The 15,222-nt window shown below is 69.0% G+C and carries 16 protein-coding genes, 2 tRNA genes and 1 riboswitch; of the genes, 10 read left to right on the forward strand and 8 right to left on the reverse strand.

Annotated features, from left to right (window positions below):
- The coding region (locus tag BLW84_RS42345; RefSeq protein WP_143061248.1) for a transposase at positions 1 to 296 on the forward strand (296 nt) is incomplete at its 5' end.
- 121 nt (positions 297 to 417) lie between these two features.
- Here the strand turns inward: BLW84_RS42345 and BLW84_RS48115 are convergent.
- Positions 418 to 573 carry a hypothetical protein gene (locus BLW84_RS48115; protein ID WP_177226997.1) on the reverse strand — a complete coding sequence of 52 codons (156 nt, stop codon included), beginning with the start codon at positions 571 to 573 and terminating at the stop codon, positions 418 to 420.
- Between the two features lie 255 nt (positions 574 to 828).
- Here BLW84_RS48115 and pdxR point away from each other — a divergent pair, with 255 nt between their 5' ends.
- From pdxR to BLW84_RS49640, 4 genes are all read left to right on the forward strand, one after another.
- On the forward strand, positions 829 to 2,349 hold the full coding sequence (gene pdxR, locus BLW84_RS42350) for a MocR-like pyridoxine biosynthesis transcription factor PdxR (RefSeq protein WP_218157702.1): 1,521 nt from the start codon (positions 829 to 831) through the stop codon (positions 2,347 to 2,349).
- Between the two features lie 134 nt (positions 2,350 to 2,483).
- Entirely contained in the window at positions 2,484 to 3,566 is a 1,083-nt protein-coding gene (locus BLW84_RS42355; protein WP_093277870.1) for a sugar phosphate isomerase/epimerase family protein, read from the forward strand.
- Positions 3,566 to 4,864: an MFS transporter gene (locus tag BLW84_RS42360; RefSeq protein WP_218157703.1), complete on the forward strand. Its 1,299-nt coding sequence runs from the start codon at positions 3,566 to 3,568 to the stop codon at positions 4,862 to 4,864. Before BLW84_RS42355 ends, BLW84_RS42360 begins: the two co-directional genes overlap by 1 nt.
- 340 nt (positions 4,865 to 5,204) lie before the next feature.
- Positions 5,205 to 5,774, forward strand: coding sequence for a site-specific integrase (locus BLW84_RS49640; protein ID WP_245761770.1), 570 nt, complete (start codon positions 5,205 to 5,207; stop codon positions 5,772 to 5,774).
- A 13-nt stretch (positions 5,775 to 5,787) separates the two neighbouring features.
- Here BLW84_RS49640 and BLW84_RS42370 read toward each other — a convergent pair.
- Positions 5,788 to 5,860: transfer RNA gene (locus tag BLW84_RS42370), tRNA-Lys, on the reverse strand.
- 370 nt (positions 5,861 to 6,230) lie between these two features.
- Between BLW84_RS42370 and BLW84_RS42375 the strand changes: the two genes are divergently transcribed.
- Positions 6,231 to 7,373 (forward strand): L,D-transpeptidase, encoded by a 1,143-nt coding sequence (locus BLW84_RS42375; RefSeq protein WP_093277872.1) that lies wholly within the window; start codon positions 6,231 to 6,233, stop codon positions 7,371 to 7,373.
- A gap of 99 nt (positions 7,374 to 7,472) precedes the next feature.
- On the opposite strand, the gene BLW84_RS42380 is transcribed toward BLW84_RS42375, so the two are convergent.
- The 5 genes from BLW84_RS42380 to BLW84_RS42400 all read right to left on the reverse strand — a co-directional run bounded on the left by BLW84_RS42380 (position 7,473) and on the right by BLW84_RS42400 (position 11,290).
- Positions 7,473 to 7,548, reverse strand: a tRNA-His gene (locus BLW84_RS42380).
- A 110-nt stretch (positions 7,549 to 7,658) separates the two neighbouring features.
- A complete protein-coding gene (orn, locus tag BLW84_RS42385) occupies positions 7,659 to 8,300 on the reverse strand; it encodes an oligoribonuclease (protein WP_093277874.1) in 642 nt (213 codons plus the stop codon).
- 48 nt (positions 8,301 to 8,348) lie between these two features.
- A complete protein-coding gene (locus BLW84_RS42390) occupies positions 8,349 to 9,986 on the reverse strand; it encodes an AMP-binding protein (RefSeq protein WP_093277876.1) in 1,638 nt (545 codons plus the stop codon).
- A gap of 122 nt (positions 9,987 to 10,108) precedes the next feature.
- Positions 10,109 to 10,306: a hypothetical protein gene (locus tag BLW84_RS42395; RefSeq protein ID WP_093277877.1), complete on the reverse strand. Its 198-nt coding sequence runs from the start codon at positions 10,304 to 10,306 to the stop codon at positions 10,109 to 10,111.
- 243 nt (positions 10,307 to 10,549) lie between these two features.
- Positions 10,550 to 11,290 (reverse strand): hypothetical protein, encoded by a 741-nt coding sequence (locus BLW84_RS42400; RefSeq protein ID WP_093277879.1) that lies wholly within the window; start codon positions 11,288 to 11,290, stop codon positions 10,550 to 10,552.
- Between the two features lie 212 nt (positions 11,291 to 11,502).
- Between BLW84_RS42400 and BLW84_RS42405 the strand changes: the two genes are divergently transcribed.
- The 4 genes from BLW84_RS42405 to BLW84_RS50050 all read left to right on the forward strand — a co-directional run bounded on the left by BLW84_RS42405 (position 11,503) and on the right by BLW84_RS50050 (position 14,115).
- Positions 11,503 to 11,760 (forward strand): hypothetical protein, encoded by a 258-nt coding sequence (locus BLW84_RS42405; protein ID WP_093277881.1) that lies wholly within the window; start codon positions 11,503 to 11,505, stop codon positions 11,758 to 11,760.
- 108 nt (positions 11,761 to 11,868) lie between these two features.
- A riboswitch (TPP riboswitch) is annotated at positions 11,869 to 11,963 on the forward strand.
- Positions 11,951 to 12,748, forward strand: a complete 798-nt coding sequence (gene thiD / locus BLW84_RS42410) for a bifunctional hydroxymethylpyrimidine kinase/phosphomethylpyrimidine kinase (RefSeq protein WP_093277883.1) — start codon at positions 11,951 to 11,953, stop codon at positions 12,746 to 12,748. Its footprint overlaps the riboswitch before it by 13 nt.
- 283 nt (positions 12,749 to 13,031) lie before the next feature.
- Entirely contained in the window at positions 13,032 to 13,742 is a 711-nt protein-coding gene (gene tenA / locus BLW84_RS42415) for a thiaminase II (protein ID WP_093277885.1), read from the forward strand.
- A gap of 238 nt (positions 13,743 to 13,980) precedes the next feature.
- Positions 13,981 to 14,115, forward strand: a complete 135-nt coding sequence (locus BLW84_RS50050) for a hypothetical protein (protein WP_281247493.1) — start codon at positions 13,981 to 13,983, stop codon at positions 14,113 to 14,115.
- Here BLW84_RS50050 and BLW84_RS42420 read toward each other — a convergent pair.
- Entirely contained in the window at positions 14,103 to 15,218 is a 1,116-nt protein-coding gene (locus tag BLW84_RS42420; RefSeq protein WP_093277887.1) for a polysaccharide pyruvyl transferase family protein, read from the reverse strand. The genes BLW84_RS50050 and BLW84_RS42420 overlap by 13 nt on opposite strands.
- Positions 15,219 to 15,222 lie beyond the last annotated feature (4 nt).

The raw sequence follows: 15,222 nt of genomic DNA on the forward strand, positions 1-15,222 counted from the left end.
GTGGAGATCCGGCAACCTTGATCTGGGATGGACTGTCCGCCCACCGTTCGAAAGACATGAAAGCCTGGCTGGCCACCCAACGACACTGGCTGCGCGTCGAGCGGCTGCCCGCCTACGCACCCGAGCTCAACCCAGTCGAACAAGTCTGGGGCAACATCAAAACAACCGAGCTGGCCAACCTCTGCCCCGAGCACATCGACGAAGCACATACCGCCGCGGGCACCGGCCTGGACCGCATAGGCAACAGCTACCAACTGTGCTTCTCCTTTCTCGACCACACCGGACTCCGCCTATGAACCAAGATCACCCAAATACCAAAAGATCATTAAGCGAGGGAAAAGTGTGGGCATCTCGTCTGCCGGATCCTGGTCGGGGCCACAAGTAGGCAACCCTGTTCGGCGGGCGACCGGGCGCAGCCTACTGGAGTGGTAAGGCGACCAGTTCGGCGACGCGACCAGCACCGTTCTTCGGGGCCTGCTCGATCAGATAGAGCCTGATGAGCTGGAACAGGTTGGCGACTATGTGCGGCACCTGGTCGAGCGGCGTAAGGATCTGACCGAGCAGCGTCGGCACTCCAGGTCCCAGGGTGTGTTCCCTGCTGAGCCTGCGTTGCCTGTGGAGTTGAAGGACTACCGGCGGGTGTCTGAGTCTGGTGAAGGGCAGCAGCAGGGAGCCGGATGCGGTGCTGCCTTCAGCAGGTCGTCGGTCTTCACATAGAGTGCAGTGGCGAGGAGTCCAACTCTGTCTTCACACACCGACATTGGGCTCCCTTCCTTTTTGCGCGCAGCCGATCCCTTGGAATCGATCATCTAGCTAGGATGAGGGCTCATGTCAGACCCACCGGCGCGCCCGCGCATCATGAAAGGTGCCGGGGGCCGGATGCTGGCCGCGGTCGAGCTCGACCGCGGTAGCGCCCTGCCGCTGCACCTGCAGCTGTATCGGCAGCTGCGGGGACTCATCCTCGACGGCACCCTGCCGCCGGAAACCCGATTGCCCTCGACGCGGACGCTCGTCGCCGAGCTCGGCGTCTCGCGGCTGACCGTGGTCACCGCGTTCGAGCAGCTCACGGCCGAGGGGTTCCTGCGTGCACGCCAGGGGGACGGCACGTATGTGGACGCACTGTGGACGGCCGCGATGGCACCGGCGCCTGTTGCGCGTCCGCAGCTGTCCGAGCGCGGCGCAGCGACGTCGGCACGCGGTGCCAGCCTGTTCAGCGAGGCGCCGCACTCGTGGGATCCGAAAGACACCGAGTCGTTCGTCCCCAGCCAGGTCGCGGCATCCGCGTTCCCTGCCGGCGTGTGGCGGCGGTTGCTGGCGCGGCACGCAGCGCGCACCGACGCAGCCGCCATCGGGTACGGCGACCCCCACGGGTACGAGCCACTGCGCCAGGCGATCGCCGACTACCTCATCGACGTGCGGGGCCTCAGCTGCGGCGCCGAGCAGATCGTGGTGACCTCCGGTGCCCAACAGGCCTTCAATGTCCTCGCGGTGCTGCTGCTCGACCCCGCCGACACGGTGCTCGTCGAAGACCCTGGCCACATCTCCGGAAGGCTCGCGTTCCAATCGCAGGGATGCCGCGTCCAGGGCGTGCCGGTCGACGACGCGGGCGCGGTGGTGGCAGGGGGCGACCCATCGGCACGCCTCGCCTACCTCACGCCGTCCCGGCAGCATCCCCTGGGCACGGTCATGAGTCCGGCGCGGCGCAGGGAGTGGATCGCGTGGGCGCAGGCGCACAGGAGTTGGATCGTCGAGGACGACTGCGACAGCGAGCTTCGCTATCACGGCACGCTGCTGCCCCCGCTGTTCGGACTCGACCAAGCGCGACACGTCATCTACGTCGGCACATTCAGCAAAGTGCTGGTGCCGTCGCTGCGGCTGGGCTACGTCGTGCTGCCCCACGACCTCGTCGAGCCGTTCACGTCGGCCTGCTCGGTGATCGGTCGCACCCCCGCGACCGTGATGCAGGCGGCGCTCGCCGACTTCCTCGCCGAAGGGCACCTGCACACCCACCTCCGGCGCACGCGCCGACTGTACGCCGCCCGCCAGGACGCCCTGCTCGAACAGCTCGACGCGCAGCTTGCGCACCGTCTGACGGCGAGGTCGGTCGCCGCCGGGCTCCACGTGATGGGGTGGCTCGAGGCATCCGTCAACGACATCGACTGCGCACGGGGCCTCGCCCGGCAGGGCGTCTTCACGTATCCCCTGGGGGAGTATCGCGTGCAGCGCCCGCTGCCGCCCGCACTGCTGATCGGGTTCGCCGGTACCGCAGCCGAGCACATGGCGCGTGCCGTAGCGCGGATGGCAGAGGCGTTCGAACGGCTCGAACCCGGCGGGGCTGCCGAGGCGTAGCCCGAGAGGCGGGCCCGCCGAATTGGTCCGCAGAACTGGGCTGTTAATGGCTCTAAGGCACCATCCATTGCGTTGCTAGGAAGTAGGGGTGGCCGGCGACACACGGCCGCGACCCTCTTTCTAGGGAGGCGACGATGCCCCACCTCGATGCGCAGTTCCGAGCGCTCCTGAGTCCGAACCTCACCGCAGCCGAGATCGAACAGATCCCCGACCTGACGACCGAGCGCGCACGGGTGCTGATCGACCGGATCGACCGGGTTCGGCTCTTCGGTCACGCGTACGCCCTGCTCACCAACCTCACCTACGGCACCTACGGCCCCGACGACGTCCTCGACTTCGCCCGAGAGCACGATCTGGCCGGCGTCTGCATCCACGTCCTCGACGGCGAGGAGCGCAGCCTGAGCCGAATGAACGACGACCAGCTTCGGGCCTTCGCCACCCGTGCCCGCGGCTACGGCCTGGCCTTGCACCTCGAGATCAGCACGACCGAGCGTGAACCCGTGGACGAGGCCGTCCGGATCGCCGGCATCCTCGGCGTCCAGCACATTCGCGTCTACTCCCGTTACGAAGGGCAGCTGTCGCAGGTGCTGTCGCGCATCGAGGACGACCTGCGCCGCCTCGGCGACCTCGCCGACACCCACGGCCTGCACTTCTCATTCGAGCAGCACGAAGAACTGCGCTCCGGCGAGATCGCTCAGCTGCTGCGCACCGTCGGCCACCCCCGCATGCACGCGATGTTCGACTTCGGCAACATGATCAACGCCTGCGAACGGCCGATGGACGCCCTGGCCCAGCTGGCCCCGCATATCCTGCAAGTGCACCTGAAGGGCGTGCACGTCCTTCCTGAGGGCGACGGGTTCGGCCACCGCGGCGTGCTGCAGGGCAGCCCGGAGGACGACCTGCCGGGGGCGCGGATGTTGTTCGACCTGCTCATGCTCGGCGACGACGAGCCGCAGGTCATCACCTTCGCGCTCGAACAGGAGAACCTGTACTACGCGCCCGTCTTCCGCCATCACAGCGAAGGCGACGACCCCTTCATCCCCTACCGGGAACTGAGCACCACGGGCCTTCCCGAAGGATGGACGCTGCGCGACCTGCTCGCCGCCGAGCCCGGCTGGGCCGTCGACCAGGTCGTCCACGTGCGCGGGCTGCTCGCCCGGATGCGCGAACTCGCCGCGGCTCGCCTGGCCGCCGCCGACGCCCTGGCAGGTGCGTGATGACGAACACCACGATGAAGACCGCGCCGGCCAAGACCGGGTTCGACAAGGCCAAATGGGCGCGCTTCGCGGTCCTCGTGATGGCGGGCGGCACCATCTACAAGCTCGCCAACATCAAGGACGTCTTCTACGTCCCGATGCAGCAGCAGATGGGGCTGAGCAACACCGAGATCGGTGCGCTACTGAGCGTGAACTCGATCGTCGCGACAGCACTGTTCGTGGTCGGAGGGTACCTGGCCGACCGGTTCTCGACTCGCATCCTGATTCCGCTCGGACTGATCGGCGTGGGCGGGCTCGGGCTCTACATGAGCACGTTCCCCGGGTACGGGCAGCTGGTGCCGATCTTCGCGTTGCTGGCCGTCTGCTCCGACTGCCTGGTCTGGCCGGCACTGCTCAAGAGCATCCGGCGCCTGGGTGGGCCGGAAGAGCAGGGGCGGCTGTTCGGCTTCCTCGAGGGCGGTCGCGGCGCCGTCGACACACTGGTTGCCTTCTCGGCTCTCGGCGTCTTCGCCCTGCTCGGCTCGGGCGCCGCCGGCTTCCGTGCCGCGATCGCCTTCTACGCGCTGATTGACATCGCCGTCGGCGTGCTCCTGTTCTTCCTGCTGCGTGACCAGCGGCCCGAGTCCGCCGTGGATACACCGAAGAAGAAGCGAGCCGGCCTCAGCGAGATCCTGCATGCCGCGCGGCTGCCGCAGCTGTGGTTGGTCAGTGCAACCGTGTTCATGGCGTACGTCGTGTACTGCGGTCTGACATACTTCATCCCCTACCTCACGTACGTGTACGGACTGCCGGCCGCCCTCGCCGGCGCCTACGGCATCATCAACCAGTACGGCCTCAAGATCCTCGGCGGCCCGCTCGGCGGCGTACTCGTCGACAAGGTCTTCAAGGGGGCCAGCAGGTATCTCCGTCTCGCGTTCGTGTGCCTGATCCCCATCGCAGCGATCATCCTGCTGCTGCCGACCGGTGGGCAGAACCAGATCCCCGCGATGGCCGCCTGCCTGCTGTTCTCACTGATCATCTTCACGATGCGCGGTGTGTTCTGGGCGCCCATGGACGAGGTCGGCATCCCCAACCAGGTCAGCGGGACAGCGTTCGGCATCGCCTGCCTCATCGGTTACGCCCCCGGGATGTTCGCCTTCCTCGTGTACGGCGCGATCCTCGATGCCAACCCGGGTGCGGCGGGGTACCACCTGGTGTTCATCCTGATGGCCGCACTCGCGCTGGTGGGTGCGGGAGTCGCAACAGGCCTGGCGCGTGTGGCTCGCGCGCATCGTGCAGCCGCCGTGCGGGAGGGCTGAGCCCGCTTCCGCGCGGGGGGCGACATGGTCGCTCGTCGCACCGGCCGGCCCCATACACCAGCTTGGAGAAGCGTTCGCCGGGCGCGTTGGCTGCCTGCACCTTGACCATCACCTCGATGTCGGCTTCGGCCAGCAGCGGCCCGGTCCACCTCCTGCCCCAGGACCGGGCCCTGCAGCACGGCCAGCAGCGCATACCCGTCACGGGCCTGCGAATAGGGTCGAAGGAGGACCGAAGAAGAATCCGCAAGCCTTGACGCTGGACGAGCGTGTTCGTGGCTGGCGCAGCTGGAGGCCGACGAAAAGGCGGTCGCCAAGGAATTTGCCCGATCTGTCTCGGTTCATGCTTGCGACAGGTGTCCGCATCGGTGAAGCGCTAGCGGTTCAGTGGTCCGAAGTTGACTTGGATAAGGGCGTCGTCCATGTGCACTTCACCGTGGTCCGGGTCAAGGGCAAGGGCTTGATCAGGAAGTCCACCAAGACGGAATGCGGTGAACGGACCCTCCCGCTGCCCTCGTGGACCGTGGAGATGCTGAAGAAGCGGCACGCTGGCGGCGTCGGCCTGGACCGGCCGGTGTTTCCGGAAAGCCTTGGTGGTCTGCGTGACCCGTCGAATACCCGGCGTGATCTTCGCAACGCTCGTGGCACCACAGGGTTCGCCTGGGTTACTTCGCATGCGTTCCGCAAGACGGCGGCGACGATCCTCGATGCTGCTGGCCTTGACCGCTCGGGTTGTCGCCGATCAGCTGGGGCGCTCGCGGCCGTCCATGACGCAGGACGTGTACCTCGGCCGCAAGGCCGTCGGCAGGGAAGCGGCTCAGGCGCTAGAAGGTGCCTTCGTTACCGAGTCAGCCTGAATTGTGCGGATAAAGTGCGGCGAAGTCCCGGCATGCAAAAAACCCCAGGTCGTTGACCTGGGGTTTTTGTGCGCCAACAGGGACTCGAACCCCGAACCCGCTGATTAAGAGTCAGCTGCTCTGCCAGTTGAGCTATTGGCGCTGGCTGCCGGTCAGTTCTGATCCGCTCGGTTCGGTTCCCTTTCGGTTTCCCGTTCCGGCCGGTCTCCCTGGCGACGTGGAAAACATTAGCACGGTCGTGTGGGGGTGCCGAACAGGGGGGTCGGGTTTGGGTTCGGCGAGGTTGTCGGGGGTGGAACGCAACCTCGGGGTGGGGCGGTGCGTCTCTATGGGGGGCGGTCGGACAGGGGCGATCACCCGGTGTGCAATCTCGTGGTCCCTTCACACACTGTTGGGGCATTGCTGCACACTGTTCACAGGCGTAGTGGCGCATCGGATCGGACGGACTGTTGCCCATGAGGGAGTGGCGTAATTCGGTCGGGGTTCCCGTACGGGTTTCACGACTGTTGACAATGTTGATCTTCGGCGTGGTGGCGTTGCTCGTCGCCGGCTGCAGCGGATCGGGCTCGGGGGCCACTCAGGCGTCCGATGAGGTGCCGCCCGCACCGACACTGGAACTGGCGCCGCAGAACGGCGCCAAGGACGTCTCACCGGCCGGGCCGATCAAGGCGACGGCGGTCAACGGCAAGATCGTCGAAGCCGTGCTGACCAATGCGGAAGGCGCGAAGCTGTCCGGTGCCATCGCGCCGGACGGGGCGAGCTGGACGGCGGGCGAGAAGCTCGGCTACGACAAGACCTACACGCTGTCCGTGACCGCGCAGGGGGCGAGCGGGCCGGCCATCACGCAGCAATCCACCTTCAGCACGGTCTCGCCGGGCAAGAAGAGCTTCGTGTCGATGAACCCGCTCGACGGGCAGACCGTCGGCGTGGGGCAGCCGCTGGCGTTCTACTTCAGCCAGAACGCCCCGGCGCCGGACAAGGCCAAGGCAGAGGAAGCGATCAAGATCCGCACCGAGCCGGCCGTGGAGGGCGCCTTCTACTGGTTCAACAGCCGCGAGGTGCACTGGCGGCCGAAGGACTACTGGAAGCCGGGCACCAAGGTGTCGATCGACGTCGACGTGTACGGCAAGGACCTCGGCAACGGGGTCTGGGGCGAGGAAGACCGCAAGGCCACCATCACGATCGGCGACGCGGTCGTCCTGAAGGCCGACGGTGCCTCGCACCAGATGAGCATCGAGAAGAACGGCGAGGTGATCCGGACCATGCCGGTGTCGCTGGGCAAGCCGTCCTTCCCGTCCAACAACGGCGTGCACGTGGTCACCGAGCACCACGCCACGAAGGTGATGGACTCCTCGACCTACGGTCTGCCGATCGAGGCCGGCGGCTACCGCACCGAGGTGAAGTGGGCGGTCCGGATCTCCAACGGCGGCGAGTTCCTGCACGCCGCACCGTGGTCGGTGGGTGACCAGGGGCGGCGCAACGTCAGCCACGGCTGCATCAACATGAGCATGGAGAACGCCAAGTGGGTCTTCGACCTGCTGAAGAAGGGCGACGTCGTGCAGATCACCAATTCCGGCGGGCCGAACCTGCGTTCCTGGGACGGTTTCGGGGACTGGCAGATCCCGTGGGACCAGTGGGTGCAGGGCAACAGGTGAGTTGGGCGTGAGCGGTTGTTCCCGGGAACAACCGCTCACCCCGAGCGATCGGGCAATGAAGAAAGGCCCCGTTCCAGCTGGAACGGGGCCTTTCTTCATTGGGGTGAGTGACGGGAATCGAACCCGCGACACCTGGGACCACAACCCAGTGCTCTACCGACTGAGCTACACCCACCTCGGCCGCTCGGACCGGCCCTTTCGGGCCCCTTCCGGAGCAACGCTCACATAGTAGCGTGCGCTGTCACCGGGTTTTCCACCGGCTCCGGTTATCCCGGTGCGCGCTGGTCAGCGGCCGTTCTCCGGAGTCTCGCCGGTCTTGCCGGCACCATCGCCGTTGAGCAGTTCGGCGGCCACCGCCTGCGCCTGTTCGCTGGTCGGCCCCGGCTGCGGGACGAACGCCGTCCGCCGGTAGTAGGCCAGTTCGCGGATGGACTCCAGGATGTCGGCCAGGGCGCGGTGCGCGAGGCCCTTCTCCGGCTGCGCGTAGTAGATCCGCGGGTACCAGCGGCGGCACAGCTCCTTGATGGACGACACGTCGACCATCCGGTAGTGCAGGTGGGCATCCAGCCGCGGCATGTCGCGCGAGATGAAGCCGCGGTCGGTGGCGATCGAGTTTCCTGCCAGCGGCGCGGAACGGTCGGCCGGGACGTATCGGCGGATGTACTCCAGCACCTGCTGTTCGGCTTCTTCGAGGGTCACCTCGGAGCGGCGCACCTCTTCGGTGAGCCCGGAGCGGTCGTGCATGTCGCGCACCACGTCGGGCATTCCGGCGAGCGCCTCGTCGTCGGCGTGGATGACGATGTCCACGCCTTCGCCGAGGATGTTGAGGTCGGCATCGGTGACCAGGGCGGCGATCTCGATCAGCGCGTCCTTGCCGAGATCGAGACCGGTCATTTCGCAGTCGATCCACACTAGACGGTCATTCACCCGAGGCAGCCTAACCCGCCACGGGACGTGATCGTGCAGCCCTGCCGGTCATGCCTCCAGGCGGGCGAGCAGCTCGCGCGGCACGACCTTGCCGGTGGCGTTGCGCGGCAGCTCGTCGAGGAACACCACATCGCGGGGCATGGCGAACTTCGACAGCCTGCCGCGGAGCCGGTCCCGCAGCCGCTCGGCGTCCAGGTCGCCGTCCGCGCGGAGCGCCACGAACGCCGCGAGCCGCTGCCCGAACTCGGCGTCGTCGACGCCGATGACGGCGGCCTCGGACACCTCCGGCATCCCGGCGATGGCGTCCTCGGTCTCCTTGGGGTAGACGTTCTCGCCGCCGGAGATGATCATGTCGTCTTCGCGGCCGACGACGAACAGCCGTCCGGTGGCGTCGATGCGCCCGAGGTCGCCGGTGGACATCAGCCCGTCGCGGATCTCCCGGCTGCTGCCGTTGGTGTAGCCCTCGAAGAGCATGTCGTTGCCCGCGAAGATCCGCCCGGGCGCGCCGCGGCGCACCGGTGTCCCGTCCTCGCCGAGGATGCGCACGATCGTGCCTCTCGGCGGCCGGCCCGCGGTGGCGGGCGCGGCGCGCAGGTCCTGCGGCGTCGCGATGCTCACCCACGACACCTCGGTGGAGCCGTAGAGGTTGTAGAGCACCGGCCCGAAGGCGCGCTGGAACCTGGTGGCCAGGTCGGCGGGCAGTGCCGAACCGCTGCTCGCCACGATGCGCAGCGCGTCGTGGCCGTACTTCGTGCGGATCCGGTCGGGGAGTTCGAGGATGCGCTGCAGCATCACCGGCACCGCGAACATCGACGTGCACTGGTGGCGTTCCACTGCGCTGAGCGCGTACTCGGGATCGAACTTGCGGTGCAGCACCAGGGTCGCGCCGAGCACGGAGCCGAGCTGGAACGCCGCGATTCCCCAGGTGTGGAACAGCGGCGCGCTGACGAGCACTCGTTCGCCGCTGCGCAGCGGCACCCGCGACAGGATCGACGCCGCGGGGGCCAGCCCCGGCGGATCTGGGCGGCGGGCGCCCTTCGGGGTTCCGGTGGTGCCGGAGGTCAGCACGATCATCCGGGAGTGCCGGCCCGGCCGGGGCAGCTGCTTGGCCGGGGAGGTGGTGATCAGGTGCTCGAGGGTGTCGTGGCGGGTGGTGCCCTCGGTCCACGCCAGCACGGCATCGAGGTCCTCGGGCAGGTTCGGCAGGTGGCTGCGGAACTCGGCGTCCAGGACGAGCAGGCCGACCCGCTGCTCGGCGATCACGTCGACGAGCTGGCGGGTGCTCAGGCCGGTGTTGAGCAGCACCACGTCGACGCCGAGCTTGGCGGCGGCGACGATCGTTTCGACCGGACCGTGGTGGTTGCGGCACAGCACGCCGATCCGGGTGTCGCCGGGAACGCGGTCGCGCAGGCCGTTGGCCAGCCGGGTGGTGCGCTGCGAGAGTTCGGCGTAGCTGAGCGCACCGCGCTCGTCGATCACGGCCGGGCGGTCGGCGTGGCGCACCGAGCCGACGGCGAAGCCCAGTGGCGGCGAGATGCCCCAGCGCCGCCAGGCGAGGACGATCCGCAGCAGCTTGTCCGGCCGGAGCGGGCTGATCACTCCCTGCTTGGCCAGGACGAACGCCGTGTGCAGGCCGGACGTGCCGCGCCCGAGGAGCGCGGCTGATCGTTGCCAGAACGTGCTCACGCAGTCACCTCTCGGTCGCCAGGTTACCGGGAGTAGATAATGCCGTGAGCGGACTGCGCGGGGAAGACCGAGATCACGAGAGCGGGGGCGGACCGTCGTCCGCCCCCGCTCTCGCCGGGTGTTCACTCCAGCGTGGCGGCTTGCACGATCGCGTCGCGCAAGGCCGCGCGCAGCCTGCCGACCTCCAGCGGCGACAGCACTGCGGTCTCGCCCGGCGGGGCGATCAGCACGACGTTCTCCTGGTTCACGAACACCGCCATGTCCCGACGCCTGCCGGCGACATCGCGGCAGCTCACATGCCACTGCTTGGTGGGCTCCACGATCCCCAGCCTCCCTGGTGCAGTTCGCGCGCTCTGCCTCCAGCGCGCGGTTTGATCGAGGGACGCGGTTGGGTATGAACCGTGACGGCATATGCCAGGATCAGTCGCGAGAGTGGCCCAGGGCACATCCCCATCGGATGTTCTGGGAATACCGGGTGATCGCTCACCCGAGGCGGTTCCCGGAAAAGCAGAAGTCCGCAGCTCCTGTTCGAAGCTGCGGACGTGAGTTCGGCGGGCTGGTTCTCAGACCGGGCGGACCACCAGGCCGTTCGCCTCGGCGGTGAAGGTGACCGCCGCTTCTTCGAAGTCGGCGATCGGCAGTTCGTCGCGGACCAGCCGGTGCGGCGCGTCGAAGGCCTCCACCCGGATCTCGCCGGTGGTCAGCGTGCGCTCCGGGAAGTCCACGCCGCCGACCTTGGCCTCCAGCTCGCTGCCCCGCACCGTGATGGTCAACCAGCCGCCGGGCACCGTCAGCTGCTCGCCGTCGTAGGTCAGGGTGAGCCGGCTGGCGGCGGGGTCCTCGGAGCGGACGGCGACGTGCGAGATCGCGACGTCGCGGTGGCCCGAGTCGCCGGCCAGGGCGATCACGTCCCGCGTGACCTCCTCGGCCGCGCCGTCGCCCGGCTTCGGCGTGAGCACCGGGGCGCGCAGCTCGGCGGCCACCCGGTAGGGCTGCCACGACCCGGCGCCGATCAGATTGACCACCGCGGTGACGTCGACGTCGGCCAGCAGCCGGGCGCTGCCCGGAGCCGGGGTCACCTCGACGGCGGCGACGTCGCGCCGGTTCAGCAGCTCGCGCAGCGCCTTCGCGCGCTGCCTGCTGTTGCGGTCGAATCCGCGGGTGATCGCCACCGTCCCCGAACCGGCAGCCGCCACGGCGGCTTCGGTCAGGTCCGCCAGCGGGGCCCAGATCCGGGCGGGATCCTCCGGCCGGGGTTGCCGGCGGGAACGGGCGAAGCTCGGGGCATCGGTCGTGGTTTCCATCATCAACCACTTTAGTCCGCGATGAAGGGTCCCCTTGCCTACCGGTGGGTGCCTTCACGGTGTGAATTCGATCGCTGTGTCGATTCCGGCCGAATTCGGATGGGCCGATCGGCGCAGGCGGACGCTCGGCGACCGGAGCGCTCCGGCGGCCGAACGGTCTTGTCGCGCCGCGCACCTGGGGCAATGCTGGGGCGATCATCGAGGGGGGCGGGATGACCGAGGTGCATTTCCCCGAGTTCGGACGCAGGCAGGCCGGTCGCGCTCCGGCGCGCGGCGTGCTGGTGTGCTGGCTGGTCGCTGACGGCAGCCGGGTGCGGGTGGGCGACCGGCTGGCGGAGGTCCGGGTGGGCGGCGATTGCTGCGCCCGGACGGTCGGCTGGGTTTCCGCACTGGCCACCGGCACGCTGTGGCACCAGGTGCGGCCCGGCGAGGTGCTCACCGCCGGCGTGGTGGTGGGCCTGATCGATTGAGAGCCGGTCGCGAGGTTGCGGCCAGGCGGGGTCTTCCGCAAAACCGGGTCGAAAACGGCAAGGCGGGCGAGGGCGTGGTCGCGGGCCGGCGGCGGTTGTTAGGTTGGTGGCAGTGACGCGGGGTGCCCGGCTGCCGGGCTGAGAACAGACCCGTTGAACCTGACCTAGCTCGTACTAGCGGAGGGACGTCATGGTTCCCAATGTGCTGACCATCGCCGGCACCGACCCCAGCGGCGGGGCGGGCGTGCAGGCCGACCTGAAGACCTTCTCGGCGCACGGCGCCTACGGCATGTCCGTGATCACCGCGCTGGTCGCGCAGACCACCACCGGGGTTTCCGAGGTCCACGAGGTGCCGCCGGAGTTCATCACCGCGCAGCTGGTCACGCTGCTCGACGACGTGCGGGTGGACGCGGTCAAGATCGGCATGCTGGCCAACGCCGAGGTGATCCGCGCGGTGGTCGAGGCGCTCGACCGCTACGCGCCGCCGCACGTCGTGCTGGATCCGGTCATGGTCGCCAAGAGCGGGGACCGGCTGCTCGCCCCGGAGGCGGTCGGCGCGCTGCGCGAGGAGCTGCTGCCGCGGGTGGACCTGATCACCCCGAACCTGCCGGAGGCCGCGGACCTGCTGGGCGAGCCGGAGCTCACCGACCCCGCCGACATGCCCGCGCAGGCCGAGCGGCTGGCCGGGCTGGGGGCGAAGCAGGTGCTGCTCAAGGGCGGTCACCTCGACGGCGGGACCAGCGTGGATCTGCTGTACGGCGACGGGATCGCCGAGTTCCTCTCCAGCGAGCGGGTCGCGACCACCAACGACCACGGCACCGGCTGCACGCTGTCGGCCGCGATCGCGGCGCTGCGTCCGCAGCGCGGCGACTGGCTCGAAGCGGTGCGCGAGGCCAAGGAGTACCTGACGGAGGCCCTGCGCGCCTCCGACCGGCTCGACGTGGGCCACGGCCACGGCCCGGTCCACCACTTCCACCACTGGTGGTGACCTTCTCGGGATTTCCAGGCTCGTTCTGCGCGGCGGTGCGAGTAGCGCCCCCTGCGGGAGATGCGGCCGCCGCCTGGACTGTGGGAGCCCCTCCAATACGCGGTATCGGGCTGTCCTCGCCCAGTGGCCCAGAAGGGCGGGCACGGCCTGAGAACCCGCGGTGGTGCCAGCTTCGTAGGTGGGCCAAGCGCTTCGCCGCTTCAAGAACAAGAGCCGGAACCGACTTCCCAAACACCTGTAGAGCCCTGAGCGCAAGGGCTCCCACCCGCTACGAGAGGTTCTGATGAGCAAGCTGCCCGCTCCGCCCGCCGACGGTTTCTGCGCCAAGGCCTGGGCGCACACCGCCGATCTGCAGCAGGCGATCGTCGAGCACCCGTTCAACGCCGCGCTGACCGACGGCACCCTGGACCGCGACCGCTTCGCGTTCTACATCGTGCAGGACGCGCGCTACCTGGTCGGTTTCGCGCAGGCGCTGGCCGCCGCCGCGACGCGCGCGGACAACGCCGAGGACGCCGCGTTCCTCGCCGGCGCCTCGCAGGGCGCGCTGGTCGAGGAGCGCCGGTTGCACGCCGGGTACGTCGCCGAGTTCGGCCTGACCGACACCGAGATCGCCGGGATCGGCACGTCCCCGTCCTGCCTGGCCTATACCTCGTTCCTGCGCGCGAACGCGCTGACCGAGTCGTACCCGGTGCTGCTGGCGGCGATCCTGCCGTGCTTCTGGGTGTACCAGCACGTCGGCACCGCGATCCTGGAGACCACCGGCGGCGCTGAGGGGCACCCGTACCGGGCGTGGATCCAGACCTACGCCGACGACGAGTTCGCCGCGGCAGTGCTGACCGCCCGCGACCTCACCGATCGGGTCGCCGCAGCCGCGGACGAGGAAACCCGGCGGCGGATGCTCGAAGCGTTCACCCGGGCCACCGAGTACGAGTGGCTGTTCTGGAACAGCGCCTGGATCAAGGAGGAATGGCCGACCGCGCGCTTCCTCGGCTGAGGATTTTCCCGGCTCGCCCGCGCAGCGGCGCAAGTTGTGCGGGCTGGCCGGGCGGCAGCAGGCCGACGGGCGAAACCCGTTGCGGGGTGGGAAGAATCCGCGCCGGCTCGATGTGACCGGGCGCACATGTTGCACCGCTAACGTATCGTGCGGTGCAGCGATTCTCTGTGCGAGACGCCCGTCCGGGCGAGGAGCAAAGCGTGGGTTCTCCCCACCCGTGGACGGAGTTTCGTCGGCCGTGGGCACTTCTCTTCTGATCGTCATGGCGGGCATGCTGGTGCCCGTGCTGGCGGCTGCGCCGTTCTACATCGCCGACCGCCGCCGGCAGCGCGAAGACGCCGCCGGCGCGCGGGGGTCAGATCAGCGCCCGTAGATCGACTTCGCCAGTTCTTCCTTGCCCTGCTTCAGCTCTCGCAGCACGTCGGTGGCGAATCCGCCGCTGGTCGGCATGGCCGGGATCCGCAGCCCCTCGCTGAGCGTCCAGCCGGAACCGCGGTCGATCAGCGACCGGTGCTTGTTGGTGTAGTAGCCCGAGTTGATCGACACCGCGACGCCGTGCGCCCCGGCCGCCGCGGCCATCAGGTGCAGGTGGAACCGGCTGGACAGCCAGCGCTGCCCGGCCGCCGCGGGCAGCCCGGCGTCCATGATCTCGGCGAACGGGTAGAACCGGGCGCCCGGCAGGTCGTGCTCGACCAGCGCGAAGACCTCGCGGTCCACCCGCGGGATGCCCTCCACGATGCCGACCTGCTCGGGCCGCACGCCCCATGCGCCGAGCGTGTCCAGCAGGAATCCGGCCAGCGCGGGCACCGTCACGTCGAGCAGGTCCGACTGCAGGCACACCACGACCTCGCGCAGGTCGTCGTCCCGGTACAGGCCGGGTTCGACGCCGAAGAACATGTCGTCGCCGGTGTGCGAGGCGGCGCCGGCCAGCGCCACCGACGGCTCGTCGCGCACGTCGACGACGTCGAACTGCGCGGCGAGGTTGCGCAGCAGCGGCTCCGCTTCGGGCGCGACCGGCCAGAAGCCCTGGCCGGTCATCACCGCCCGGCCGCCGGACCGCCGGGTCGCCGCCACCGCGGCGGCGAGCAGGCCGAGGTGGCGCGGCCAGATGCCGTTGACGAACCCGCCGCCGATGACGTGCACCAGGTCGGCCCGGGCGGCCAGTTCGATGCCCGCCACCCAGCGCGGCGCCAGCCCCGGGTTGTCGATCGCGTGCTGCACGAACGACGCGACCTCCCACGGCCCGTCGGCCGGGGCTTCCCAGCACAGCCGCCAGAACGTGTCGGTGAACCGGATTCGCGGGTGCAGGTGGCCGAGCAGCACCTCGCTCGGTCCGGGGTTGGGGCAGTCGACCCAGATCTCGCTGTCCGGGGCCACGCGCGCCAGGTGCTTCAGCCAGGCCGCGGCGATCAGTTCGTCCCCGTAGTTCGGATGTCCGGTGGTGGCGACCAGGTAGATGGTCGGCGGGTTGGTCAACGGT

The sequence above is a fragment of the Saccharopolyspora shandongensis genome (genome assembly GCF_900106995.1).
GTDB classification, from domain to species: Bacteria; Actinomycetota; Actinomycetes; order Mycobacteriales; family Pseudonocardiaceae; genus Saccharopolyspora; species Saccharopolyspora shandongensis.

Bases quoted from the DNA above. Each gene is read 5' to 3' on its own strand.
- pdxR (WP_218157702.1), top strand. From the start codon at position 829: ATGTCAGACCCACCGGCGCGCCCGCGCATCATGAAAGGTGCCGGGGGC.
- BLW84_RS42355 (WP_093277870.1), top strand. From the start codon at position 2,484: ATGCCCCACCTCGATGCGCAGTTCCGAGCGCTCCTGAGTCCGAACCTC.
- BLW84_RS42360 (WP_218157703.1), top strand. From the start codon at position 3,566: ATGACGAACACCACGATGAAGACCGCGCCGGCCAAGACCGGGTTCGAC.
- BLW84_RS49640 (WP_245761770.1), top strand. From the start codon at position 5,205: ATGCTTGCGACAGGTGTCCGCATCGGTGAAGCGCTAGCGGTTCAGTGG.
- BLW84_RS42375 (WP_093277872.1), top strand. From the start codon at position 6,231: ATGTTGATCTTCGGCGTGGTGGCGTTGCTCGTCGCCGGCTGCAGCGGA.
- BLW84_RS42400 (WP_093277879.1), bottom strand. From the start codon at position 11,290: ATGGAAACCACGACCGATGCCCCGAGCTTCGCCCGTTCCCGCCGGCAA.
- BLW84_RS42405 (WP_093277881.1), top strand. From the start codon at position 11,503: ATGACCGAGGTGCATTTCCCCGAGTTCGGACGCAGGCAGGCCGGTCGC.
- thiD (WP_093277883.1), top strand. From the start codon at position 11,951: ATGGTTCCCAATGTGCTGACCATCGCCGGCACCGACCCCAGCGGCGGG.
- tenA (WP_093277885.1), top strand. From the start codon at position 13,032: ATGAGCAAGCTGCCCGCTCCGCCCGCCGACGGTTTCTGCGCCAAGGCC.